This is a genomic window from Sphingomonas sp. PP-CE-1G-424, assembly GCF_004341085.1.
GTDB lineage: Bacteria > Pseudomonadota > Alphaproteobacteria > Sphingomonadales > Sphingomonadaceae > Sphingomonas.
Window position 1 is genome coordinate 478,674 of sequence record NZ_SLXW01000004.1, and the last position, 26,022, is coordinate 504,695.

Annotated in this window: 15 protein-coding genes; 7 read left to right on the forward strand and 8 right to left on the reverse strand. The window is 65.7% G+C overall.

What is annotated here, in order from left to right; genetic code table 11:
• Positions 1 to 28: 28 nt before the first annotated feature.
• Together C8J43_RS16370 and C8J43_RS16375 are read right to left on the reverse strand one after the other, a co-directional pair.
• Positions 29 to 1,570 carry a tryptophan halogenase family protein gene (locus C8J43_RS16370; protein ID WP_133031778.1) on the reverse strand — a complete coding sequence of 514 codons (1,542 nt, stop codon included), beginning with the start codon at positions 1,568 to 1,570 and terminating at the stop codon, positions 29 to 31.
• A gap of 62 nt (positions 1,571 to 1,632) precedes the next feature.
• On the reverse strand, positions 1,633 to 4,671 hold the full coding sequence (locus C8J43_RS16375) for a TonB-dependent receptor (protein ID WP_207893420.1): 3,039 nt from the start codon (positions 4,669 to 4,671) through the stop codon (positions 1,633 to 1,635).
• A 253-nt stretch (positions 4,672 to 4,924) separates the two neighbouring features.
• On the opposite strand from C8J43_RS16375, the gene C8J43_RS16380 reads away from it, so the two are divergent.
• Together C8J43_RS16380 and C8J43_RS16385 are read left to right on the forward strand one after the other, a co-directional pair.
• Positions 4,925 to 5,611, forward strand: a complete 687-nt coding sequence (locus tag C8J43_RS16380; RefSeq protein ID WP_133031779.1) for a SapC family protein — start codon at positions 4,925 to 4,927, stop codon at positions 5,609 to 5,611.
• A complete protein-coding gene (locus tag C8J43_RS16385) occupies positions 5,608 to 6,603 on the forward strand; it encodes a cupin-like domain-containing protein (RefSeq protein WP_243645619.1) in 996 nt (331 codons plus the stop codon). The genes C8J43_RS16380 and C8J43_RS16385 overlap by 4 nt, the downstream gene beginning before the upstream one ends.
• On the opposite strand, the gene C8J43_RS16390 is transcribed toward C8J43_RS16385, so the two are convergent.
• From C8J43_RS16390 to C8J43_RS16405, 4 genes are read right to left on the reverse strand one after another with little or no spacing between them, the layout of a single operon-like run.
• Positions 6,578 to 7,918 (reverse strand): MFS transporter, encoded by a 1,341-nt coding sequence (locus C8J43_RS16390; RefSeq protein WP_133031780.1) that lies wholly within the window; start codon positions 7,916 to 7,918, stop codon positions 6,578 to 6,580. The genes C8J43_RS16385 and C8J43_RS16390 overlap by 26 nt on opposite strands.
• Positions 7,896 to 10,157: a glycoside hydrolase domain-containing protein gene (locus C8J43_RS16395; RefSeq protein ID WP_133031781.1), complete on the reverse strand. Its 2,262-nt coding sequence runs from the start codon at positions 10,155 to 10,157 to the stop codon at positions 7,896 to 7,898. The genes C8J43_RS16390 and C8J43_RS16395 overlap by 23 nt, the downstream gene beginning before the upstream one ends.
• Positions 10,154 to 11,305: a YdcF family protein gene (locus C8J43_RS16400; protein ID WP_243645620.1), complete on the reverse strand. Its 1,152-nt coding sequence runs from the start codon at positions 11,303 to 11,305 to the stop codon at positions 10,154 to 10,156. Before C8J43_RS16400 ends, C8J43_RS16395 begins: the two co-directional genes overlap by 4 nt.
• The gene (locus C8J43_RS16405) at positions 11,302 to 13,857 is read right to left on the reverse strand and encodes a TonB-dependent receptor (RefSeq protein ID WP_133031782.1); all 2,556 of its coding nucleotides are present in this window, start codon (positions 13,855 to 13,857) and stop codon (positions 11,302 to 11,304) included. The genes C8J43_RS16400 and C8J43_RS16405 overlap by 4 nt, the downstream gene beginning before the upstream one ends.
• A 124-nt stretch (positions 13,858 to 13,981) precedes the next feature.
• Here C8J43_RS16405 and C8J43_RS16410 point away from each other — a divergent pair, with 124 nt between their 5' ends.
• The gene (locus C8J43_RS16410) at positions 13,982 to 15,091 is read left to right on the forward strand and encodes an ROK family protein (protein WP_133031783.1); all 1,110 of its coding nucleotides are present in this window, start codon (positions 13,982 to 13,984) and stop codon (positions 15,089 to 15,091) included.
• Between the two features lie 282 nt (positions 15,092 to 15,373).
• On the opposite strand, the gene C8J43_RS16415 is transcribed toward C8J43_RS16410, so the two are convergent.
• On the reverse strand, positions 15,374 to 17,281 hold the full coding sequence (locus C8J43_RS16415; protein WP_133031784.1) for a S9 family peptidase: 1,908 nt from the start codon (positions 17,279 to 17,281) through the stop codon (positions 15,374 to 15,376).
• 115 nt (positions 17,282 to 17,396) lie between these two features.
• Positions 17,397 to 19,358 carry a glycoside hydrolase family 127 protein gene (locus tag C8J43_RS16420; RefSeq protein ID WP_133031785.1) on the reverse strand — a complete coding sequence of 654 codons (1,962 nt, stop codon included), beginning with the start codon at positions 19,356 to 19,358 and terminating at the stop codon, positions 17,397 to 17,399.
• A gap of 531 nt (positions 19,359 to 19,889) precedes the next feature.
• Between C8J43_RS16420 and C8J43_RS16425 the strand changes: the two genes are divergently transcribed.
• The 4 genes from C8J43_RS16425 to uxuA all read left to right on the forward strand — a co-directional run bounded on the left by C8J43_RS16425 (position 19,890) and on the right by uxuA (position 25,829).
• Complete coding sequence (locus C8J43_RS16425; protein WP_133031786.1) at positions 19,890 to 23,090, forward strand: TonB-dependent receptor; 3,201 nt, start codon at positions 19,890 to 19,892, stop codon at positions 23,088 to 23,090.
• A 79-nt stretch (positions 23,091 to 23,169) separates the two neighbouring features.
• Positions 23,170 to 23,301, forward strand: a complete 132-nt coding sequence (locus C8J43_RS22570) for a hypothetical protein (protein ID WP_279388843.1) — start codon at positions 23,170 to 23,172, stop codon at positions 23,299 to 23,301.
• 455 nt (positions 23,302 to 23,756) lie between these two features.
• Positions 23,757 to 24,554: a FadR/GntR family transcriptional regulator gene (locus C8J43_RS16430; RefSeq protein WP_133031787.1), complete on the forward strand. Its 798-nt coding sequence runs from the start codon at positions 23,757 to 23,759 to the stop codon at positions 24,552 to 24,554.
• A 105-nt stretch (positions 24,555 to 24,659) separates the two neighbouring features.
• Positions 24,660 to 25,829 carry a mannonate dehydratase gene (gene uxuA / locus C8J43_RS16435; RefSeq protein WP_243645621.1) on the forward strand — a complete coding sequence of 390 codons (1,170 nt, stop codon included), beginning with the start codon at positions 24,660 to 24,662 and terminating at the stop codon, positions 25,827 to 25,829.
• Positions 25,830 to 26,022 lie beyond the last annotated feature (193 nt).

Sequence of the window (26,022 nt, forward strand, 5' to 3'; positions counted from 1 at the left end):
CGGATCGAACAGGGATCGACGGGGAGGCTCAGATCGGGTGGAGCCCGTGCTTGACGATGCGGTCGATCAGGTCGCGGTGACCGGGAAGGCTGCTCATCATGCGCTGCGTCTGGACGTTGTTCTCGCGTCGCGCCCGACGCGCCAGCTCGGCGTCCGCCTCTATCGTGCCGGGCATCACCGCGGTACGCGCGCCCATCCCGTAGAGGACATATTGATAGCTGGCCGACGGAAAGACCTCTTCGGCACGGTCGAACTCGTCATGGATCCACGGCGATTGATATTGCCACAGCTCCATCAGCCCGCGCAGCCTGTCGGGGATCGACTCGGGGCGGACATTGTCGCGCCAGAAGTCGGTGTCGGTCCGCTTGGTCAGCGTATAATGCAGCTTGAGGAAATCGATGATCCGGCCCCAGCGATAGGTCGTCGTAGCGTTGAAGCGGTTGGCGACGACATCCATCACCTCGCGACAGACGGGCATCTGCTCAGCGATCATCTTGGCGGACAGCTCGATCAGGACGATCGCCGACGCCTCGAGCGGTTCGAGGAACCCGGCGGCGAGACCGACCGCGACGCAATTGCCCTTCCAGAATGTTTCGCGGTGGCCGGCACGGATCGAGAGTTTCCGGACGGGCAGGTCTTTCCCTGCCGGGCCGATATACGCGCGCAGTTCGCGTTCGGCGGCGTCGACGTCGATATGGCTGCTGGAAAAGACATGCCCGACGCCGCGGCGGTGCGGCAGGCCGATATCCCAAATCCAGCCGGCGGACTGCGCGGTGGAGATGGTGTGACTGGCGATCGGATCGTCGGGGCGCTCGTACGGCAGTTGCACGGCAAGCGCGGTGTCGCAGAACAGCGTGTCGGTGCAGCTGCGGAACGGCACGTCCATAGCGTCACCGATCAGCCGCGCGGCAAACCCGGTGCAGTCGACGAACAGGTCGCCCTCGATCGACACGCCCTGTGCGGTCTCGACGCGCGCGATATCGCCGGTCTCGTCGAGGATGACCTCGGTCACGTCGGCCAGCACGTGGCGTACGCCGAGCGTATCGCAGCAATGGCGTTGCAGGAAATGCGAGAATTTCCCCGCATCGAGATGATAGGCGTAGTTCGCGACCCCGTCGAACTCGGGCGTCGCCATCGTCTTGGGGGCAAGGCCCTCGTCGCAGATCCGTCCCTGCGGCGTAACCGCGTCGCAGAAGCTGTCGTCGCCGTTCTCGGCCAGCCAATGCGGGGCGAGGTTCAGCGAGCCGAACTGCTGTGGCAGCATCAGCGGGTGGTAATAGCCGTCGTCGACCGCGCCGGTGGTCCAGCGGTTGAACCGCGCGCCCTGTTTGAACGCGGCGTTGCAGTGGCGGAACAGCTCGGTTTCCGACACGCCCATCTTGCGCAGCGTGGCGCGCAGCGTCGGCCACGTGCCCTCGCCGACGCCGATCGTCGGGATGTTGGGCGATTCGACCAGCGTCACGGTGAAGCCGTGCTCGCGCTGGCCCTTGTGCCGCGCGGCGATCACGCCCGCGGTCAGCCAGCCGGCCGTACCCCCTCCGACGATGACGATGTTTCTGATCTGGTGCATGGGTCAGCGTATTCGAAAAATGGCGGAGCACAACATCGTCATGCTCCGCCAGGGGGGAGAGCTCAGAAGCGGAAGCGCGCGCCCAGCGTGTAGCGGCGTCCGTAGTCGAACACGTCGAGCAGCTGGTTGCTGTAGCGACCATGCGTGCTCTGCTGGTTGTTGTTGACGTTGAGCGCCTCACCGAAAATGCTGAAATTCTTGGTGATGTCGTAGCTGCTCGTCAGATCGACCTGGAAGCTCTGGTTGACGAAGGTCGGCTCCGCACCGAACGAACCGGTATTCTGGTTCTGCCCGAACTGGAGGAGATACTTGTCGCGCCAGTTGGCCGCCGCACGGAACTGGAACCCGCTCTTGTCGTAGAAGCCGACGAAGTTCGCCGAATTGGCAAGGCCGGTCACCGCAAAGCCCGACTGGGTGATGTTCTTGTCGTCGTATGGCCGGTTGGTGTTCACGAACGTCGCGTTCGCCTGAAAGCCGAAGCCCGTGTCGCCGAACACCTGTTGCCAGGCGAGCTCGACGCCGCGGACCGTCGCGTCGGGACCGTTGACCTGCTGCGATACCGCGAACGATGCGGGTTGGCCGGTGGTCGGATCGACGACACCGTTGATCGTCTGCCGCGTCACGCCGCCGATGATGAAGTTGCTGACGTTCTTCAGGAAGAAGTTGACCGACAGATACGAGTTGCGGCGATAATACCATTCCGCACCCAGATCGAAATTGTCCGCGAGATACGGTTTCAAATTCGGGTTGCCGCCCGCCGCCGACAAGGCTCCGACGCGCTGGCCGTTGCCGACGTTGAGGACCGGCGTCAGCAGGTTGAGCGCCGGACGGGTCAGCGTTCGCGACGCATCCGCCCGCAGTACCAGCTTGTCGGTCAACTCGAGCTTCATGTCGACGCTTGGCAACAGGTAGGAATACGAGCTCTTGTTATTGACCGCCTGGATCTCGGTGTAGGTCGGGATGCTCAGCAGCGTCGGATCCGCCGCGCTCGTGACGATCGAGGTCGGCAGTCGTCCCTGACCGGTCGCATTGAGATTGGTCACCTCGTTGCGGACGCCCGCGTTGAAGGTGAACGGCAGGCTGCCGATCTCGGTCTTGAAGTTGGCGCTGACATAGAGCGACCACGTCTTTTCGCGGACGCGCAGGACGCTGCCCGGATCGACCGCCTCGTCGAACGCGCCGGTGAAGCCGTTCACGCCGGCATAATTATAGCCCGGGATGTTCTGCGTCTGCGGATTGCCGAGGCTGCTCAGGTAGTTCTGATACGCGACCGGGCTGAACACGAAGACCGACGGCGGCAGGCTGCCGTTGAACCCCGGGATGAAGTTGTTGAGGCTGACCGAGCCCTTATACAGATTGGCCGGCAGCGGCGAGATCCCGGTGTCGCGACCCGACGGCCCACCATAGCCGGCATAGGCCTGCCAGAAATTGTTGGTGAAGGTGCTTTGGTTGCGGAAGTTGAAGGTGTCCTGGTAATACTGGCCACCCGCCTTCAACGTCAGATTGTCCTGTTTCCAGGTGGCATTGCCGCGAAACTGGAACAACTGATCGGTATTGTGCTGCGTCTGGTTGACCGTGACGTGCGAGCCGATCAGCGCGGGATTGGCCCAGTTTGCGGCATCGCCGGCGGGACCGAAATTGCTGATCGACGGGAAGGAATTCTTGCTGTCGCCATCGACGTTGAAGCGCAGCGTATTGCCCAGATTACCGCCATAACCGATGTCGCCGTTGCGGCTGCCGATCACGTTGCCCGGGTTCAGCCAGCTCTTGGCATAGGCGCCATCGGCTTCGAGCGTGAGGTTCTCGGTCGCGTCGTACTTGACGTTGAGGCCGGTCTGGTTGGTCTGCAGGATCTGCTTGTTGAGCGCGGCGGTGAAGTCGGTTGGCGTGCCGACCTGCGTAAAGTCGGTCGCGGTACCGTTCTTGTCGAGCGTCACGTTGCGCAGATCGCCCTGGTTGAACCAGACGCCGAACGCGTAATTCTCCTGCTTGATGGTTTGGCGGGAGAAGTTGTTGTCGAGCGTCACCATCAGATCGTCGGACGGATGATATTGCAGCGAGATGCGCGCATCGACGCGCTCGTCCTGCACCCGCTGCTGCTCAGCGCCATATTGCTGCGGGAACCAGCCGGGGATGTTCTGGCGGTTGGCCGGGTTGGCATAGGCCGCGGACTTCGGGTCGCTGGTCGGCGTGCACGCTCCGGCGCCGCCCGCGAGCTGGCAACCCGCAAAGTTGCCACCGGGCCAACCCGAGACATAGACGCGATTGGTATCGGTATCACGACGGGTGTAGATTACGTCCGCCAGTACGCCGAACTTGCCGTCGGCGGTGGTGGTGCTGACCAGCAGACCGCCAGTCGGCACGATCCTGCTCGCGCGATCCTGGATCGAGCCCGACGCGGTCGTCGCAACGCGGAAACCGGGGTGGTCGAACGGGTTCGGGAAGGCGATGTTGACGGTCGCACCGATCGAGCTCGACGCGAGCGAGACGTCGGGGGTCTTGAGCACGCTCAGCTGGCCGATGAAATCGACGCCAACGGTGCTGAAGTCGATCTGGCGGCCGCCGGTGGCGGTCGAGATGCGGCGGCCGTCGTACAGCGTGGTGTTGAAATCGCCGCCGAAGCCGCGGACCGTGATCCCGGTCGGTTCGCCGCGCGATCCCGAGCGCTGGATCGAGACGCCAGGCAGGCGCTGGAGCGAGGCGGCGACGTTCGAATCGGGGAACTTGCCGATGTCTTCGGCCGAGATGACGTCGACGATGCCCGACGAGGTGCGCTTGAGGTCGAGGTTGCGCTGGAGCGATCCGCGCAGACCGACCACGACGATGTCGTCGCCAGTGGTGTTACCCTGCGACGCGTCCTGCGCGGTCGCGAGATCCTGCGGCTGGCCCGCTTCGGTCGCAGTCGTCGTGTTGGCAGTGGCGGGTACGGCAGGTTGCACGGCGGCAGGGCGATCGGTCGTCGCATTCTGAAGATTGGTCTGGTCCTGCGCCAGCGCGGGCGATGCCCAGGCGAGCGCGGCCATGCTGCTCGCGCACGCCAGCGTACGGGCCCGACGCGCACGTCCGCGGTCGTCGAGTATCGAACGGGTATCCAGAGTCATTTCAACATCCCCTCAACGACGCCGCGTGCCCCTTATCGAGGGGCTATCCGGCAATATCTTGCGCGATGCATGGAGTCGGATGCCCGACCCACACCATCACGGTAGCGCTCACAATACGCCAAGTCGCAACCATTGCAAGCTCTTGTAGGAGTGAATGCGAAGGCCCTTTGCAAGGCCCTTTGCAAGGATAGTCGGGTGTGCGAGTTCGGACCGCAGACGCGTGAACCAAAAGTCGCGCGCGCAGGAGGATCGGATGCCGACATGGGAAATGTTGAACCGCGAACAGCATGTCGCGCTGCGCGTCTCGCGCGCCTGTGACGCGACCCGGCATTTCGCGCAGATCGTCGCCGACGAGTTTCCGCGCGCTGCGCCCTATTATCCCATCCTGTTCACCAAGCATCCCGAAACGGGGGCGTTTTATGCCGGCGTGGTGATGGGACTGGAGCCGGGCGACAATCTGCTGACGGTCGACGGCGCGTTGCCCGACTACCGCCCCGCCGATCTCGAACGCCAGGGTTTCTTCGTTAACGACGGCCAGATTGTGATCGACCGCGAGCATGCCGGCTTCGCGGGCGCTCGCGGTGAGGCAGTGTTCGATAGCGACGGCGAGCCCACGCTGGCGTTGAAGCGCGTGCAACAGGCGCTGCACACGCTGCAGGAGGGCATCCCGGCAACCGACGACGCGATCAAGCGGTTCCTGGTGCACGGCCTGTTGGAGCCGATCGACGTCACGCTCAATTTCGACGACGGCAATCCGCTGCGGCTCGACGGACTGTACACGATCAGTCTCGACGCGCTCCACGCCTTGCCCGATGCCGCGGTGCTCGAGCTCTTCCGCGCAGGCGATCTGCAACTCGCCTATGCGCAGACTGGGTCGCTTCGCCATATCCGCACGCTTGGCCGGATCCGCAACGCGCGACTGTCGGACGGACGCGCGTGAGCGATACGCTCGCCGAGGCGCTGACCGATCCCGATCGGTTTCGCACGGAGGTCATGACGCCGGGTCAGCCGGTGCTGATGCGCGGTGCGGCGCGCGCGTGGCCGCTGCTGGCGGGGGACGGGGTAAAGGGGGTCGCCGACCAGTTGCTGCGGCTGGAGACGGGGTCTTCCGCGGAGGTCTTCGTCGGCGAACCCGCGATCGGCGCGCGCTATCATTATGATGCGACGATGGCGGGCTTCAACTTCACCCGCTCGACGATGCCGTTTCGCGACGCGCTGGCGCGGATACTGGAGACCGCGGCCGAGCCGGGGCACGCCAGCATGTATATGGGATCGCTCACCGCAGAGACGTTCTTTCCCGGCGTCGAGCAGATGACAAGGCTGCCGTTCGTCCCGTCCGAAGTGCTGCCGCGGATCTGGATCGGCCATGCCTCGACCGTTGCCTGCCATTACGACACGATGGACAATGTCGCGTGCGTCGCGGCCGGGCGTCGACGCTTCACGCTGTTTCCGCCCGACGCGATCGGCGATCTCTATGTCGGGCCGATCGATCATACGCTGGCGGGCCAGCCGATCGCGCTGGCGGTGGGCAGCGCGCCGGGCGATCCGCGCTTCCCCCGTTTCGAGCAGGCCAGACACCGTGCGCGCGTGTTCGATCTGGAGCCGGGCGACGCGCTGTACGTGCCGAAGCTCTGGTGGCACCAGGTCGAGGCGACGGGCGACGTCAACGTGCTTGTCAATTTCTGGTGGGACGGGTTCGCGGCCGGCCCGGACCAACCCTATACCGCGATGCTGCTGGCACTCACCGCGATCGCCGAACGTCCGCCGGCCGAGCGTGCGGCGTGGCGCGCGTGGTTCGATCACTATGTCTTTCGTCCCGACGGCCATCCGCTCGCGTTCCTGCCCCCGGAACGGCATGGCGTATTGGGCGCGACCAAGGAAAATCAGGGGCGTATCCGCGCACTCGTCATGCGATTGCTGCGGGGCGGTTGAGCCGCGCGGGTGTCGACCCGAGCACGATGGCAAGCCCCGCCAGCGCGCCGACCAGCGGAATCGACCACGCCATCGTCAACAGGAGGTCGCGGCTCTCCTGAACCAGCGGCTGCCCGACGGTCCAGCCTATCGCCGACAGCCCGCGACCGAGCAGCGCGCCGCTAAGACCGCCGCCGACTTTCAACGTCAGCAGCAGCAACGCGACCGGCAATCCCTCGAGGCGGACACCGGTGCGACGCTCGCCGTTATCGACCGCATCGGCGAGCAGGATCCAGATCATCATCTGCAACCCGGCATTGCCCGCCCCGAACACCGCGATTCCCGCGATCATCGTCGCCGGCCCCGCGGCGAATATGCCGAGGCCGATCGCAATCGCGACCAGCGCGAACCGGAGCACCACGCGGCGTTCGCGGCGGCGGGCGAGCGCCATCCAGCCTGGTAGCGTAACGAGCTGCGCCAGTGCCAACGTGGCCAGCGCGCGGCCCGTCCAGCCCGCGTCGTGGATCACGCCCTTGCCGATATAAGCGACCGATCGCGCCAGGACAGGCAATGTCAGCGCCTGCGCCAACGCCAGCGCGAGCAGCATGAGGAGCGGCCGGTTGCCCACGATCCAGGCGAACGATCCGTTCTGCGCGTGCGTGCTCACCGCCATCGATCGGGGCGCCGCGGCGGCCGACAGCCACAGCGTGACGACATAGGCGACTGCGGCAAGGCCTGCGACGACGACCAGCGCGTGCCCACCGTCGCGATCCGGATCGACGAACGCCGGCGCGCAATATGCCACCGCCAGCGTACCGCAGCAGCTGAACATGTAGCGTAGACCCGACACCGTCGTCGCGGCGCCCGGCGTCCGGGTCAGCTGCATCATCAGCGCGTTGTGCGCGACGTCGCAGACCGAATAGGCGCTGCGGAACAGCAGCACGATCGTGATCGCCCACGCCATGATCGCGTGTTGCCCGAGCGATCCCGGTGCACCCGGCCGCAGGAAGAAGATCGAGAAGAAGATGCCGACGACCGGTGCGCCGACGAACAGCATGCGACGATAGGCGCCGAGCCGGTCGGTGGACCGATCGACCAAGCGACCGAGCAGCGGGTCGCAGACGCCGTCCCAGACGAGGCCGGTCATCACCACCAGTCCGGCCGCCGCGGGCGATATGCCCCAGCGCTCGGTCAGGATGAACAGCAGGAAGAAGTCCATCGTCGAGGCGAGGACGTTCTTGCCGAAATTGCCGCTGGCATAGCCGAGCATCTGCGCGCGTCGCGGGGGGCTGCGATCGCCGGGGATATCCAGTCTAGCGGGGGCGGCGGTGTCCATCGCCCGGGACTTTAACGCCGATGTCTTGCAGTTGCGGGACAATTCGTCCGTCTCGTGCGCGGGTCGTTACCGTAAGTGTGCCGCCGCGGAGCAAGTCGGCATGGTCGACGCGGAAGTCGGGCAGGGCGCGCCCGTTCAGGCTGGCGCGTGCGATCGTGCCGTCCGCCGGTCCGTCGCGTCGGATCGTCAACCTGCGTCCATTGCCGAGATCGATCTGCGCGCGGTCGAACGCGGGGGTCGTGACCACATACCACGGCTCGCCCGGGACCAATGGATACAGGCCGAGCGTCGCGAACGCGTACCACGCGGTCATCCCGCCGGCATCGTCGTCCATCCCGTCGGCAAACCCCTGCGGCGATAGCGCGAAGCTGCGGCCGACGAACGGCACCGGCAGCTTGCCGCTGTTGGTATAGGGATGCGCGATCGGCTTGGTCAGGATCGTCCGGACGAGATCGGCAGTAGCCTGCGGCTGGCCTAGCGCGGCGAACATCAATGGCACCTGGATGTCGGGCTCGTTGGTCATGTTGAACAGGCCGGCATCGAAGAAATGATGCAGTTCGCCGAGCAGCCGCTCGCGCCCGACCGTCGCGGTCATCCACGGCAGGTCGAAGATCGGCGCCCAGCGATATTGCCACAAGGTGCCCTGATACAGCCCGCGCGCCTTGACCACGTCGCCGTCCGCGCCTGGGGTCTGGAACACCGATCGCCACATCGGACGATAGCTTTGCGCCTTGGCGGTGAAGGTCCGCGCGAGATCGGTGCGGCCGAGATCGCGCGCCAGTTCGGCGGTCGCCCAATCGTCATAGGCCGCCTCGATCTGCTCGTCCGGCGTGCCGCGCTTGAGCGTGTCGCTGTCGGCAGCCATCCCCGCCAGCGCGGCGTCCGCATCGAACGCGATGCCCTTACGATGCATGTCGAGCAGCGCGATCCCGGCATGTTCGGTGCGGACCGTCAGGAACGGTTCGTGCGGGGTCGACCATTGGGCTTTGCCGCCTGCGTAAAGCGCGACTAGCGAGTTTGCGATATCGGCGCTGCGCTCGGGCTGGAGGAGGGCGAGCAACGGCATCTGCGTGCGGTAATTGTCCCATAGCGACCAGTTCGCGTAGCGCGTCCGGCCCTTCGGCGAGGTCTGGACCGTGCCGTCCTTGTCGCGGTGGCGCCCGTCGGGATCGTCGATCGCGACCGGGGTTTCCATCACGCGGTAGAGCGACGTGTAGAACAGTGCGCGCTGGTCTCGTGCGCCGCCGAGCACAACACGACCCAGGATACGGTTCCAGGCCGCGCGCGTATCGGTCGCGACGGTGGCAAGCGGGCGGTCGCCGAGTTCGGTCTCGCGCACCGATGCCGCGCCGCGTCCGTCGACGGTGGAGAGCCCGGTACGGATTTCGATCGCATCGCCCGCTTTGCCGGTGATGTGGAGCGTCGCCAGATCGTTCGCGCCGGTGGTCAGCGTGTGGTGGATTGGACGTCCGTTGACGAGGATTCGGCTGGCGGTGTGGAGGTGATAGGCACCCTGATCGCAGACCGTGCCCGCGACGAGGTCGGCGCGGAGGTCGTCGCTGGCGAGGCTCGCCCAACTTGCTGCCAGCCGTTTCGAATAGCTGTGTCGTGGGTCGATCCGCAGATCCACTGCGCCGGTGCGGGGCAGCGTGAAGCGCAGCACACCCGCACCCCGCGTCGCCGCCATCTCGGCGAGGATGCCGTGGTCGTAGAGGACGCGGTACGTCCCGGCGCGTGCGGTCTCGCTCGCCTTGTCGATCAGCGCGGCGCCGGTGCTGCCGGCATAGCGCAGCGAGATCATCAGGTCGCCGCCCGCACCGCCGCAGCCCACGCCGACGCCGCGGGTGTGCGAAAAGCCGAGCAGCGTGGTCGCCGCGTGGTCGTAGCCCGCGTGGTTGGCCAAGCTGGTATCGGGACCAAGCTGCATCATCCCGAACGGCGCAACCGCGGCGGGGGACAGCTGGCCGAAATCGGCGAGCGTGCCGACGAACGGGTCGACGAGGTCTGCGGGGTTTTCCTGTGCGGTGAGGGCGGTGGGGGTGAGGAGCAGGCCTAGAAGGAGGGGATATCTCGCCCTCCTTTTCCGTAACCACCCCGGCGAAGGCCGGGGCCCAATTGGAAAGGTCGGCGTAATGGAGCGCGATTCTCCGTTACAGCCGTCCCCCAATTGGGCCCCGGCCTTCGCCGGGGTGGTGCCGCGGGTGTTGACGGAGACTGCCCGCCCGAAAGGATCGCTCATGGATCGAGAGGATCGCGCGGATCTTGGCGTAGGGATAGTCGCGACGGCCGGAATTCTAGATCGTACACAGACAGCCGCCGGCCCACAGCACCCGGCAGATACCCAAGCTCCGCGCGGTTGCGGTCGGTGAACGTCGCGCTCTCGATATACTTGCTCTGCTCGGCGTCGGTGACGATCAGCGTCGGCCGATCGAGCGGGATGCCGAGCGCCACCATCCGCCGCGTCGCGTTGCGCAAATTGGTCGTCGTGTGCCGCGCATACGGCTCCAGGATTACGCGGTCGGCGGGGATCCCGTACCGCTCGATCAGCGCGCGGCGGATCTCGACCGCCTCGACGAACCGCGTGCGGCGCGGGTGGACCGCGCTGCCCGACACCAGGATGAACGGTGCGAGACCCTGGCGATAGCGTTGCGCGGCGAGCAGCGCGTGGAGCTTGCTGCGGGGGCTCAGCACCGTCGCGCTATCCTCGGGGCCGACGCCGGGCACGATCAGCAGCGAGTAGCGGTACGCGCTCCAGTTCGTCCGCGCCGCCGCCGCTTGCGCGCCCGCATTCTCGCGCTGGTCGAGCGGATCGAACCGCGTTGCCGCGATCGCATCGTTGGCGTCGAGCAGCGCCACCGCCAGCCGCACGCTCGCGGCGATCGTGTCCGGCCGCGCCGCCGATGCCGCCCGCGCGGTATCGATCGCGACCTTCACGCTGTCGGCGAAGAAGGGCGTGTCGGTCGCAAAGACCGGCCCGTCGATCTTCGGATAGCGCCCCGGCAGCCCCAGTCCGTAAACCCGCAGGACGACGTTCAGCGCTTCCAGCTCCTGGTCGACCCCCGCCGCCACCGACAGGTCCGCATTCTGTCGCACGCCGGTCTTGCCCAGCCGCGCCACCGCTGCCGCGACCGCCGCCCGGTCCTGATCGCTCCACATCGTCGCCTCGACCACGCACGCCGGCCCGTCGCCACACGCGGCAATCCGCGCCGCCCGCGCCCGCGTGTCGAGGCCCGGCAACCGATCGAGCGCGCCCAGCATCGGGAACAGCCGCTGCGACAGGCCATCGGCGACGGTATCCGTCATCGCCACCGGTGCAGGCGTCTCCGCCCACACCGGTGCTGCCGCCGTCATCGTCAGCGCCGCCAACACGATACGCAGCCCCGTCACCAGGACTTGCTGACCACGAGGCGGACGTTGCGGCCGAAGATCGGGCGGCCATAGATCGCGTCAGCGGTGCCCTGGCCGCTCAGCTGGTCGGTGCGCGTATTGCCTTCGGTCAGGCCCTTCGCGTTGAACAGATTGTCGCCGACGACCTGCATCTGCCACGTGTCGTGGGTCAGCGTCATGCCCGCGCCGACCGTCTGATACGAAGGCAGCGCGGTGTTGTTGAAAAAGTCGACATAGCGCTTGCCGGTGTATTCGTAGCGGCCATAGACTTGCACCGAATTGCCCGCGACGTCGAAGTCGACCGAGGGGCGGATGTTGCCATAGACCTTGGGTTCGCGGACGATCTGGTTGCCTTCGACAGCGCCGGCGCTTGCGCCATTGGCGTTGGTCAGGCTCTTGTACTGCGGATCGCTGATCGTCAGCGCGCCGGTCAGCGCAAAGCCGTGTGGCAGCGCGAGGTTGCCGTCGATCTCGATGCCCTTGATCTCGGCCTTGCCGATGAACGGCACCGACTGGTCGTTGCGGCCGGTCACCGGGTCGAGCGCGACGAACGACGCGTTGAGCGGATTGTAGCGCGTATAGAAGCCGATCAGGTACAGATAGGACCGGCCAAATGCGGCCTTCAGACCGACCTCGTACTGGTTCGCCTTCGAGGTGATGATCGTCGGGTTGATCTGGTAGGTGACCTGGGTCGAGGGCGGTGTCTCGAGATGCGACGCGCGGGCATAGGCGCCGAGATGCTGCGTGACGTCGTAGTTGACGCCTCCCGTCCAGTTGGTGATGCTCGGGCTCAGCTTTGAATTGATGATCTGGCCGGTGAACGCGCGCACCGCATTGTCGGCGAGCGTGTTCGGGTCGCCGAGGTTGGCGGACGTCGTCGCGAACGCAGAGCCCTTGAAGCTGTAGCGCTCATGGCGGATGCCGCCGTCCAGCGTCAGCCCCTTGACCAGTTCCCACGTGTCGTTCGCGTAGAGCGCGTACATCGAGGCGTCGGTGTTGCCGCGGTTGAGCGTGGTCGTATAGCGCAGCACGCCGTTGTCGGTGATTGAACCGACCGCCTGGCCCGCGGCGTTGTAGGCGATGAGGTCGAGCGTGCGCGGCTTGCCCTTCACTTCGAGCAGATAGTCCTGATACGCGACTTCGTTGGTCTCGCCGTACAGGCTGCCATACACACCGACGCGCAGGTCATGCGTGCCGAACCCGGTCGCGATCGATCGCGTGACGCTGAGATCGCCTTGCGTCGAATAATATTTCGAGACGACGTCGCGGAACTGCGCGGGCACGACGAGGCCGGAAGCGGCGTTGGGATCATAGACCTGCGCGCCGTTGGTGCCGACGATCGCGTAGCCGAGCCGCGTCACGCCTGCGCCGAACGCGGTCCGTGCCGCCGTCAGGTTGCTCGCGGCAAAGGCGTTCGCGTCCGACGGGTTGCTGGTCGAATAGAGCGCGTCGAAATGCAGCTTGCCGACGCTGACGCCGCCCTTCGCCGCGACCTTCCAGCCGTCGTAATCCGCGTCGTACTGCACGCCGACGTTGCCGAACTGCGTGTGGCGACCATTGCCGAGATCGGCATTGACGTTGCGCGTCGTGCCGTCTGCCTCGCGGAAGCGGATATCGGCGTTGCGCAACGCGGGCGAGTTCATCGTGCCGCTGAAGAAATCGATATACTGGTTGAGCGACTTGGTCGGATCGCGCGGATCGGCGGTCGGGATCGGCAGGTAGAACACGTTGTGGTCGTTCAGGTAGTTGCCCGAGATCCGCAGCGATCCGTTGCTGAAGTCGTGTTTGATATTGCCGCGGATCTGGCCACCGCGATCATTGGGGAAGCCGTTGTCGCGGTAGCCGTCGTGATGACGGATGAATCCGCCGATCGCGTAATAGGTCGAATCGTCGATCGGGCCCGCCTGGTACGCGTCGAGCCGGTACAGCCCGGTGTCGCCGAGCGTCACCTGCGCCTTGCCGCGCGTCGTATCGGTGCCGGACACGGTGATGTTGTTGACGATCGCGGCGGCATAGCTCGCATAGACCGGGGCAGGGCCGCCGCGCACGACCTCGACGCGTTGCGTCATCAGGTCGAACCGGTTGATGCTGTCGCCGCGGAAGAAATTGCCGTCATTCTCGTGGAACAGCGGCAGGCCGTCCTGCTGGAACGTGACCAGGCCGCCGTCGCTTGGCAGACCGCGCAGGCGGATGATGTTCTGGACCTCGCCGCCGGTATTCTCGACCGCGAAGCCGGGCAGCTTGCCGAGCAGATCGGCGAAGTTGATCGGCGCGAGCTTCTGGATGTCGGCGTTGCTCAGCGAGTTGACCGCGTAGGACACGTCGAAGCGGCGCTGCTGACGCGCGGAGCCGGTGACGATGATGTCGCTGCCGGTTTCGGGCGTCGCCGCGTCCGGTGCAGGTGCGGACGCGGCCTGCGTTGCGGACGCGTCGTCGGTCGACGCGGTCGTCGGTGCAGGCGTGGTCGAAGCAGATTGGGCCCAAACCGGCGTGTACGCCATCATGCCGAGTGCGATCAGCGCGCAGCCACCGCGCAAGCGAGTCTTCGTCATCAATTGGTTCCCACCCTGTGTCCTGAAGCAGCCGCTGGGCGCGCAATGTGACAATTTTAATTAATTTCACGAAATAAACTAATGGTGTAGCCGATTGTCGTGAAAGCGTGCGGAGGTGTCACACATGAGGCTCAGGCTGGACGACGACGAGCGTCGGATCATGCAGGTGCTGCGATCGACGGGTTCCCGGTCGCGCAAGCAGCTGGCGGTCGATCTCGCGATGAGCGCATCGAAGCTTACCCGGCTGTCGAGCAACCTGTTGGCGCACGGCCTGATCGAGGAGTGCGCGACCGCGGATGCCGTCACGCCCGGTCGTCCGGCGGTCCCGCTGCGGATATCGCCGCAGGCGGGCTATGCGGTCGGCGCGATGCTGCACCGTGGGCTGATCGAGGTGGCGCTGGTCGACTATGCCGGTGGCGTGATCGCGCACAGCTCGCAACCGTTCGACGATCCCGACCCGCGTGTGTTCGCCGCCTGCGTGACCGCGACGATGCACGATCTGGCGATCGCGAACCGCCTGTTGGGCCGGCGGCTGCTGGGGGTCGGGATCGGCGTCCCCGGATCGTCGACGTCGCCCGAGGGGAACAAGCGCTGGACGGTGGACAGCCTCGCAGTGTGGCGCGGCATCGACCTCAAGGCGCTGTTCGAGGAGCATATCGGCCACCCGGTCTGGATCGAGAACGATGCCAACGCCGCGGCGCTCGCGGAATATTATATCGGTGGCCTGATGCGGCGCTGTTCGACCGCGGTGGTGATCCTGCTCGGCCACGGGATCGGCGCGGGCGTCATCATCGAAGGGCGCATCCTGCGCGGCGCGATGGCCAGCGCGGGCGAGATCGGCTGTCTCTATCCCAGTACCGACGCGCGTCCCTCGACGCTCGATCTGCTGGTGACGCTGCGCGCGGCGGGGTGCGCGATCCATTCGCTGGTCGATTTCGACGCGGCGATTGTCGGGTACGAGGATGTCGTCGATCGTTGGGTGCGGCGCGCCGCCAGCCAGATCGCGGTGATCGTCAACTGGGGCATCGCCTGGATCGACCCCGGCGAGTTCGTGATCTCCAGCCCCTTGCCCAATCGCATCCTGACCGCGCTGGTCGAGCATATCGATTTCGCGGCGATGCACATCGGCGATCACGTCGCCACGCCGCCGCGGATCTCGGTGTCGACGCTCGAAGGCGCCGCCGCGACGATCGGCGCTGCGTTGCTGCCGATCCACGCGACGACCGTGCCTTGATCCGGCGGAGCCGCGTGCGGGTAGGGCGGGTCAGGGGCGATCGACAATCGGTGTGAGGTGCCGCGGACCCGCTCTTATCCCGTCATCCCCGCGGAGGCGAGGACCCAGATGCTCAAACGGTCGCGATCAGGTCGCGAGGTTTGCCAATATGGGTTCCCGCCTTCGCGGGAATGACGGGCGCATGTTTTACGGGGACAAGCGCCGAGCCAGCCCGGGATGATGGAATGATGACCGGTGCGCGTCCCACACTGAACGTCGATCCGAAGGCCTCGGCCGAAGCCGTTAGCGCGCGGCCTTCACGTAGCGGTCGAACCACGCGATCGCGCGTTGGCGCACGTCCGCGGACTGTTCGGGCCCGGTCACGCAATGCCCGGCGTCGGGGTAGATCACCAGGCTCACCGGCACGTTGCGGTCCTTCAGCGCATGCCACCATTCGATCGACTGCGTCGGTGGCACCTCGATATCGCGCTCGCCGACATAGATAAAGGTCGGCGTCTTCGCCCGCTTGGCCTGGTAGATCGCCGAGACGTCCTCATACGCCTTCATGTCGTCATACATCGACTTGCCGAAGAACGGCAGCAGCCACTGGTCGATGCCGTTGGTGCCGTAATAGCTGACCCAGTTCGACAGCCCGGCGCCCGCGACGATGCCCTTAAAGCGATCGGTCTGCGTGTTCGCCCACATCGCCATGAACCCGCCATAGCTGCACCCGCCGAGGCCGAGGCGCTTGTCGTCGACCGGTGCGACGCGCTCGACCGCGTCGATGCCCGCAAGGATATCGCGCAGGTCGCCGCCGCCGAAATCGCGCTTGTTGGCGGCGGTGAACGCCTCGCCCTGGCCGTAGCTGCCGCGCGGATTGGGCAGGAACACGTAATAGCCGGCCTTCACCAGCGCCGCGTTGAGCGAGGTCGGGTACAGATAGTTCGGCGTGGAGGCCGCCGACGGCCCGCCGTGGACGATCGTGATCATCGGCGCCTTGCCGGTCGGTGCGACGCGGGGGGCGAGCAGCCAGCCCTGCACGTCATAGCCGTCGTTCTTCCAGCTGATGCTGCGCGCGGCGGCGAGGGCAGGCGCGGCGTCGTTGTCATGCGTGACCTGCTTCACCCCGGCGCCGGGGGCGACGATCGAGCCCGCGAAGATCGCCGGCGCACGTTCGTAGTCCTGCACCACGGCAGCCGCGACCCGGCCATCCGCCGAAAACGCCGCGCGACCGTCGCCCGCCGCCGTACTCACGGGCTTTGCGAAGCCGGGGACGACCGGCTGACCGGGTGTCAGCGTGCCGAACTGGACCTGGTCGCCCGCGAGCGTGACGACGCGCAGGCCTGCTCGGGTCCAGTCGATCGTCGTCACGGTGGACTTGGCACCTTGCGTGATGTTGCGCGGTGTCCCGCCGCCGAGACCGACCGTGTAGGCGTCGCCGCCGATCGATCCGAAGTCGCTCATCAACCCGCCGATATAGGCGACCGATCGCCCGTCCGGCGAAACGCGCGGCTGGTTGATCTGCATCCCCGGCTTGGCGATCGACCGGACCGCGCCGCTTTGCGCATCGATCGCATCGAGCGTCGCGACCCACCAGTTATTGTCGCCATTGCCGAGCGCGGTGGTCGCGACGAAGCCGCGTCCGTCGGGCGTCCAGTCATATTCGTAGACATAGCGGCCGGCCGGCGACAGCGGCTTTACCGCTTCGTTGGCGCGCGTGATGTCGAACACGGCGAGGCGTTGCTCGTCGTTCTTCTCGCCGATCTCGCCGATCATCCGCACGCCGGCCTGCGTCGCGCCCGATTCCTTCGCGGCGCCCAGCGTCACGAGCAAGGCGATCCGCTTGCCGTCGGGCGATACCCGCGGCGTCTGCGCGATGCCGCCGATCGTCGCGATGGTGCGCGTCGTCTTTGCATCGGCATAGGTGAGGCGCACCGTGCCCGCGGTGGTGTCGCGGCTGAGGAACACCAGATCGCCGTTCGGGGCGAACGTCAGCCCGGCATAGCTGCATGTCGGGCACGGATCGATCGTCCGCACCACATGGCCATCGGCAGCGGCGCGGATCGTCACGACAGAGTGGCCGCCATTGCCCTCGATCGTCGCCATCCGGTCGCCCGCCGCGGACAACGCCAGGCCGCCATATTGATGCAGCGTCTGGGCTGAGGCCGGCGCGGTGGCGGCGAGAAGGGCAACGGCAAGGGTCAGGCGCATCGAAAGCTCCGGCAGACGGCAAGGTGTCGCCATGCTTACCGCGTCCACCTCAACCCGCAAGCGGCGACGCGAGGACCGGATCGAACATCGAACCGCAGCGATGCCGGTTGGTGCGTCAGACCGCCCCGCGCGCGACCTTCCAATAGGTCGCGTACCGCTCGTGTGCGATCCGGTGATAGGGGATCAGGCGGATCGGCTGCCCCTCGGCCGATACCGTCGTGAACTCGAGCGGGCTCGAGCCGGGCTTTACCGTCGCAGCGAGCGTGTCGGGATCGCCGGCCAGGTCGGGCGCGGTGAACGGCGTGGCGTTATACTCGCCGTATTTGCGCTCGCTGACGATGATGTCCGATCCCGGCGCCAGTCCTTCGCGCCCGAGTGCGCCCGCGAGTACCAGCGGTCCGTAGGTGAAGGCGACGATGTCGGGTGCGGCGGGCGCACGTTGGACCGCGATTTCCATCGCCAGCCGCAGTTCGACCCGGTCGCCGTCCTGCCAGGTCCGCGCGACATCGACATAGCTACCGGGCGCGGTCGATCGCGTGGTCTCGACGCCATTGACCAGCACGACCGCGGTGTCGCTCCAGTGCGGATGCCGCAGTTTCAGCGTCGCGCTGGTCGGGCGCTTCGAACTCCAGCGCAACGTCGTCGTCGGCGTCTCGGGGAAATTCGTGGTCTGCGTGACGACCGCGTCCTTGTCGCGCCATCGCACCGACGACGGCAGGAAGAGGTTGACGTAGAGCGCGTCGGCATCGTGGAAATAGATCGAATCGCGGTATTTGACGTGGTTCTCCATGCCGGTGCCGGTGCAGCACCAGAACGAGTGATCCGGCGTGTGGTACAGCTTCATGTAGCCGGGGCGGGCGCCCTGGAAATAGGTCGCCATGCCGCTGTCGGGATCCTGCGACGCGAGGATCCCGTTATAGAGCGTGCGCTCGTAATAATCGGCATAGTCTGCCTGCGGATCGTGGAGGAACAGCGCCCGCGTCAGCTTCAGCATGTTGTGCTGGCAGCAGGTCTCGGATCCCTTGGCGGAGAAGACGTGGTCGGCGAAATCGGCCATCGGGAAGAAGTGTTCGTTGTCGCCGTGCCCGCCGGTGGCGAACGACCGGGTCCGCGCCACCGTCTGCCAGAAGAACGCCGCCGCGACATGGTAGTCGGGGTTGCCGGTGATCTCCCACACCCGCTGGTAGCCGATGATCTTGGGCAGTTGCGTGTTCGCGTGCATCCCGTCGAGCATATCGCGGCGCTTGGCGAGCGGCGCCATGATCGCCTTCTGCGCGAACCGCTCCGCCGTCGCCTTGTAGTCGGCGTTGCCGGTCATCGCGAACAGGTCGGCGAACACTTCGCTCATGCCGCCATGCTCGGTTTCGAGCATCGTCTCGAACTGCGCGTCGCTCAGCGGACGCGTCGCGATCACCGCCCAATCGGCGAATTTCAGCAATACCGCGCGTGATGCTGCGCTGTCCGCCAGCATCGCCCCGTCACGCAGCCCGGCATAGACCTTGTGCAGGGTATACCAGGGTACGCCGGTGATAGGCTCGCCCCGCAGATGCGCCGCGACGAGTTTCGCGCCATCGGGAAACGCACAGATCAAGCCACTGTCCGCCGCCTTCTGACAGGCAGCCAATTCGCGCGCGATATAGTCGACTCGGCGCTTGTACACAGCATTGCCCGTCGACCGGTATGCGAGCGCGCACGCGGACAGGTAATGGCCGAGCGTGTGCCCGTGGCAGTTGATGTCCGCCCAGGTCGGATCGGATTCCCATCCGCCATAGACGGGCGCCTTGGGCTTGAGCCCTGCGTTCACGCGAAAATTGTGGAGCATCCGGTCCGGCTGCAATGTCAGCAGATACGCCTCGGTCTTGCGCTGCGCCTGCAGGAAGGGACCGTCGCCCAGCGTAACGTCGCCGAGATCGAACGGCATCACCGTCGCCGCCGGTCCTGACGCCGAGATTGGTGCCGGCGCTGCGACTGCGGACCGGGTAGCGGCTAGCAGCGCTCCCCCCGTCAGCGCCGCCGTTCCTGTCCCCACGAGAAAATCTCGACGGGACCTGCCCGCGCAACATCCATCCGCCAACATCTCTCTCCAGATCGATTTTTTGTCAGAGTATTGGTATTCGACGGGATGTCAAAGCTGGCCGCGACGATTTACCGCACCGATGAATGACATTCCGCAATCCGCGCTACCTGAAGGTTAGCGGGGGCTTAGGCCGCGGGAGCGGTACCTTTGCATTTTTCATGCTCGCCAGCGCCATCGGCGAAGAAGGGCGGTGACGGGAAGCAGCGTGACTGACGCTGGGGTCACTCCGCGAATTGGTCATACAGAAGCGCAATATTTTTTCGATTATCTCCCCGCCCGGCCGCCTGCGCGTCCGGATTGGCCATGCCGGTGGGCCTTGACTCGGTCACGAGTCGACCTAAAGGTACCGCTATCAATAGCCTGCTCAAGACAGGCATGATCGGGGGTTGGATGGGTTGCGCGCTTCATTTTCTGCAATCAGCACGCCGGAGCAATCGACGCTCCGCGCCGACTGACGCGCGTCCAGACTTCCACCGACCATAAACACGTTTTCGCCGCAACGTCGGCGAGGCTTCAGAGAGGATTCTGATCATGACCCCTTTTAAAATGGTATCGCGTCTGACGCGCGCGGCGTTGCTCGGCGCGACGACGATGGCCGCAGTGTCCGCGACCATGGCCGCAGCGCAGACCATACCGCCGACGCAAGACCCGTCGCCGCCCGCGGCTCTAGGCGCAGCCCCGGCCGCAGCAGAGCCTGTTGCCCCGGCATCGGCGCCCGCGCCGGCAGCGACCCTGCCGGATTCCGATCAGACTCCGGGCGCGATCGATGCAGCGAACAGCGCCGATATCGTCGTCACCGGCTATCGCTCCAGTCTCGCCAAGTCGACCAACGCCAAGCGTGCGGCGACGGGGTTTACCGATTCGATCTTCGCGGAGGATATCGGCAAGTTTCCCGATACGAACATCGCCGAATCGTTCAACCGCATTCCCGGCATCACGATCACGCGCGACGTGACGGGTGAGGGCACCAATGTCGCGATCCGCGGGCTGGGGTCGAACTTCACGAACGTGACTCTGAACGGCGCGACGATCGCGGTGGCGTCGTCGGGCGCGACCGATGCGCAGGGCACCGATCGCTCGGTCGATCTGAGCTTCTTCCCGACCGACCTGTTCACCAAGCTGACGGTCAACAAGAGCTATACCGCAGACCTTCTCGAAGGCGGCGCGGCCGGCAATATCGACCTTCGCTCGGCACGGCCGTTCGATCGCGCGACCTCGTTCCTCGCCTATAACGTCCAGGGTACCAAGCAGTCGCCCGAGGACCGGATCGGTGCGCGCGGCTCGCTGATCGGCAGCTGGCGCAACGACAAGTTCGGTATCCTAGCCGGCGTGTCGGCGCAGCGCCTGTTCACCGACACGCGCGGGTTCGAGACGATTGGCTATACCAATCCCGCCCTTACCGCCGCGCAGTGTGGCGCGGCATCGGGCTGCAACACGACCGGTGGCGGCAACTGGACGATTCCTGCGGTGGTGCCGACGGGCGCGGGCGCAGGCCTGGTGGCGGGGACGCCGATCAACAGCGCGTTCCTGCTCGCGAACAACCCGGGCGCATCGATCCAGCAGATCGACAACGCGCTGCTGCCGCGTCTCGGCCGCTCGACCAGCATCCGTGGTCCGCGCGACCGCATCAACGCGATCGTCAGCGCCGAGTGGCAGCCGACCGACACGCTGCACCTTTATGTCGACGGGCTGTACGGCTACAAGAAGAATGACCTGATCCGTGAGAACGTGGCGTGGATCGTGCGCAACGGCGCGGTGATCCCGACCAACCTGACGTTCGACAAGGCGGATTGCACGATCGGTTGCGTCGTCACCGGCGGCACGTTCGCCAACGCGCAGTTCTTCAACGAATTCCGCCCGTACACCGAGACGACCAAGCTGTTCAGCGTCAATCCCGGCGGCGAATGGGAGATTTCGGACACGCTGAAGCTCAACCTCCAGGGCAATTACGCACGCTCGACGTTCCACCGGGAAAGCCCGTCGGTGGGCCTGACCACGCCGCTGGGCGTCGGCAACACCGTCACCTACACGAATACCGGCGGTGTCCCGTCGATCCAGAGCGCGCTCGATCTCAACGACCCTGCCAATTTCGGCTGGAACGCGGGCAGCCGCGTGAACATCCAGGACGAGCGCCGTCTCAACACGAACAAGGGCGCGCGCGGCGACCTGACCTGGGGCGGCAAGGCGCTCAACCTGAAGGTCGGTGGCGCGTTCGACGACGTATCGCGTCGTATCCAGGGCTTCGACAACAGCCAAGCGTATCAGAACGCCGTCTGCGGCAACAATCCCAGCATCTTCGTCCCCTCGCCCAATTCGCAGCCGCCCTGCGAAGGGTTGAACGCGCCCGGCGTGATCCCGGCGGGTTATCCTTCGTATCCGGGTTACGGCACCGGATCGACGGCGGGCATGGCGGGCCCGGTGACCTATGGTGGTTCGCTGATCCCCAATTCGGCAGCGCCGACCTATCTGAAGCCGGGCCCGGCCGGGTTCGTGACCGTCGATTGGCCCAAGTTCGCGGCCGCCAGCAACTATGACCAGTTTCACGACAACGCGCCGGAGACCGGTGCTGCCAACACCGGGGCAAGCGGCGGCACGATCCGCGAAGTCGTGAAGTCGGCGTTCGCAACCGTGAACGGCGAGCAGGAACTGGGCGGCAACATGTTGCGGTTCAACGTCGGTTTGCGCTACGTCAACACGATCCAGACGATCTCCGGGCGGGTATCGTTGCCCGATCCGCGCAACACGACGGCGACCGGTGCCGCACTGCCGGACGGCAGCCGCTATCCGAACCTCGTCAGCAACGTGTCGACGCGCAACGAATATGCGAAGTGGCTGCCTGCGGCTACCTTCGCCTACGACGTGAGCGAGCACGCCGTGGTCCGCGTCGCGGGCTCGCGGACGATGACCCGCCCCGATCCGTCCGCACAGTTGCCGGGCGTCAATTTCGGTGCGCCGTCGGCGGATCAGGCGACGATCGGCAACCCCGCGCTGAAGCCCTATCTGTCGACCAACCTCGACCTCGGCTTCGAATATTATACCGGCCGCGAGGGCGTCGTCAGCTTCAACGCGTTCCGCAAGTCGATCGAGGGCTTCACCAACACGTTCATCAGCACGGTGCCGTTCTCGAACCTGTCGCAGTACGGGATCACCTACGACACGTTGAACCCGACGCAGCAGATCGCGCTCAACTCGCGTGGCGGACCTAACGCCGCGCAGGTACAGGTCACGTCACAGGTCAACGTCCCCAACAAGCTGACGATCAACGGGCTCGAATTCCAGTGGGTTCAGCCGCTCGACTTCATCACCAAGCACATCGGCGTGACCGGGTTCGGCTTCAACGCCAACGCCACGGTGGTCGACCAGCGCAGCGATGGTCCAGCGACGGCGTTCGGCGTGGCGCCGTTCACCTACAACATCACCGGCTATTACGAGAAGCATGGCGTGATGCTGCGGGTGTCGACGACCTCGCGTGAGGGCTCGCAGAACAGCGGTGCGGCGCAGAACGGCATTCCGGCAGCGGCGTTGTTCGGCACCGATTATACGACGTACGACTTCTCTTCGTCGTTCGATCTGGACAAGATCTTCGGCCTGAAAAATGCACCGCAGCTGACGGTCAACGTCGCGAACTTCACCAATGCGACGCTGCGGTCGTATTTCCAGTTCGAGAACGCGACCTTCACGCAGTACAAGCCGGGGCGGCAGTTCCTGGTCGGCCTGCGCGGGACCTTCTAGTCGGTGAGCGGGGCGGTCGTGATGCGGCCGCCCCGCCGCTCGTTTTCGGCGGGGTGGCGCGGTCGCGACCGTCATCAGGATGCTTGCCCCGCTTCCATGCATCGCCGATGCTCCGGTGATCGTCGACGGCGACCGGCGCGGCGCGATCTACGGCGTGAGCGACCTATCGCGGACGATCGGTATGTTGCTGTGGCGTTGGCAGGCATGTTAGTCGTGAACCCTGTGAGTTGGCACAGGGTGCAGGGCGACTTCGGCGACGAGGTGTTTAAGCCGCCGTTGCGGTTCCGCGAACAGCCTGTGGCGGGCGGCATGAAACATCGCCCCCACAGCAAACGGTCCGATATCGCCAGATACATGCCGATTCCGAGAATGCATCGCTCGCAGCAGCAAGCGCACCGTGATGGGCAAATCGCAGCACGAATTGGTGGCTCGGTGGTGGGGACCGGAGGATGAAGGAGCGGATCTGTTGGCGCAGGCCGTATCGCGTCGTGCGTCGATGAGCGCTGGCGCATTTGCAACGCTTCCCGCAGCCACGTTTAGTGTCGCAGCACGAGCCCGGGACATTGATCCGCGGACCGGGCTTCCGACCAGCATCGATGCGGCGGCGCTCGCTTTCTTTGCGGGTCGCTGTAGACATTCTGAGAAACAAGGGGATTGGTAAGTCCGATGGCGAAATCTGTATCCCGCAATGGACCGGTAAGGGCTGGAGCATACGACGTCCCGGCCAATGACCGCCTCTATCAGCGTATCGCGCGGCGGCTGGTCGAAGAGTTGATTGCCGGGACCTATGCAATCGGCGACCGACTGCCTGCAGAACGGGAACTCGCCATCGAATATGGCGCAAGCCGTCCGGCCGTGCGGGAAGCGCTCATCGCGTTGGAAGTGCAGGGCTTTATCGAAGTTCGCGTTGGCTCCGGAGCCTATGTCTGTCGGTTACCGGGGCAGGGCGAGGAGCCCGGATTCGCGATCACCGCGTTCGAACTGACCGAAGCCCGGATCATGTTCGAGGGTGAGGCCGCCGCGCTTGCCGCGGCGCAGATCACCGATGCGGAACTGGATGTGCTCGACCGTCTGGTCGAGGCGATGACGACCGAAAACACGCACGTCGAGGTGACCGAGATCGCTGATCGCGACTTTCATATGGCGATCGCGAAGGCGACCCGGAATGCCGGTGTCGTCCGGACGATCGAGGATCTGTGGCATCTGCGATCGACATCGCCCGAATGCGCGCTTCTTCACGCCAAGGCGCGCAACGCCAAGGTGCGCCCCGTCATCGCCGAACACACTGCGATCGTTGATGCTTTACGCGCGCACGATGCCGTCGGCGCGCGCGCGGCGATGCGCGGGCATCTGACATCGGTCATGGACCACCTGCTGTTCCAGACCGAGGAAATGGCGATGGAACAGGCGCGGCTGGCGCTCGCAGGCACCCGGCAACGCTATGGCGGCAGCGCCAGATCGTGAAACGCGCGCAAGCCGGCGCTTGCAAGTTGTAAGACCAATTACATCGCTGCTATTACGGTGGGGCACGCCAGCGTAGCGTGGACAGGACGGGATGATCGGCGAATGATGATGACCCAGACCATGCGCTGGTTTGGCCCGCGCGATCCGGTGCCGCTCCAGGCTATCCGGCAGGCCGGTGCGACCGGAATCGTCACGGCATTGCACGAGGTCGCCAATGGCGACGTGTGGACGACGGACGCGATTGCCGCACGCCGGATCCTGATCGAAGAGGCTGGCCTCGAGTGGAAGGTGGTCGAAAGCCTGCCCGTCGCTGAAGATCTGAAGAGGCGCACAGGCGACTGGGACCGGCTGATCGCGGCCTATATCGCTAGCTTGCGAAACCTCGCGGGGCAGGGCGTCGAGGTTGTGACCTACAATTTCATGCCGTTGCTCGACTGGACTCGGACCGATCTGAGCTGGGCGTTGCCCGATGGCGCCCGCGCGTTGCGGTTCGAGCTTCAGGCGCTTGCCACCTACGATATCCATATCCTGCGTCGCCCGAATGCCGACCGGGATTACGCGCCCGAGCTGGTTGCCAGCGCCGCCGAGCGGTTCGCGACGATGGACGCCGCCGCGCGCGATACGCTCGAGCGGACGATCATCGCCGGGCTGCCGGGCAGCGAAGAGAGCTTCAGTTCGGCGCAGCTGCTCGAGCAGATCGAGACCTATGCCGAGGTCGACGCAGTAGCGCTGCGGGCCAACCATATCGCGTTCCTGGAGGCGGTGTGTCCGGTTGCCGAAGCGGAAGGCATCCGGCTGGTGGTACATCCCGACGATCCGCCGTTTCCGATCTTCGGCTTGCCACGCGTGGTAAGCACCGAGGCGGACGCGCGCGCGCTGGTGACAGCGGTGCCCTCGGTTGCGAACGGGCTGTGCTTTTGCAGCGGCTCGTTCGGCGCGCGCGCGGACAACGACTTGCCGGGCATCGTCCGGCGGCTCGGCGACCGCATCGGTTTCGTCCACCTGCGGTCGGTGCAACGCGAGCCCGGCGGTGCCTTTCACGAGGCTGCGCATCTGCAGGGCGATGCGAACATGCCGGCGATCATGACCGAGCTGGCGGCCTTGCAGGCACGGACGGGCCGCAGCCTGCCGATGCGTCCCGATCATGGTCACCAGATGGCCGACGATCTGAACAAGCGGACCAATCCCGGCTATTCGTTGATCGGACGGCTTCGCGGGCTCGCGGAACTGCGCGGGTTGGAGCTGGGCCTGGCGTACGGCAAAGCGCCGGTCTGATGAGCGGCGGTGATGCCTCGACGATAGCGGGGCAGCATCACTGCGGTCCGAGGGCGTTGCGATCGATACGCCGCCTATCGGAGCGATCGCACTGGTCAGCCGTCAATCCAGCTTTTGGTTTGACATGATCGCGGGCGGTCCGTCATGGTATCGCTATCAGCGGCGGCTCGGAAGATTGTCGCGTTTACGATAG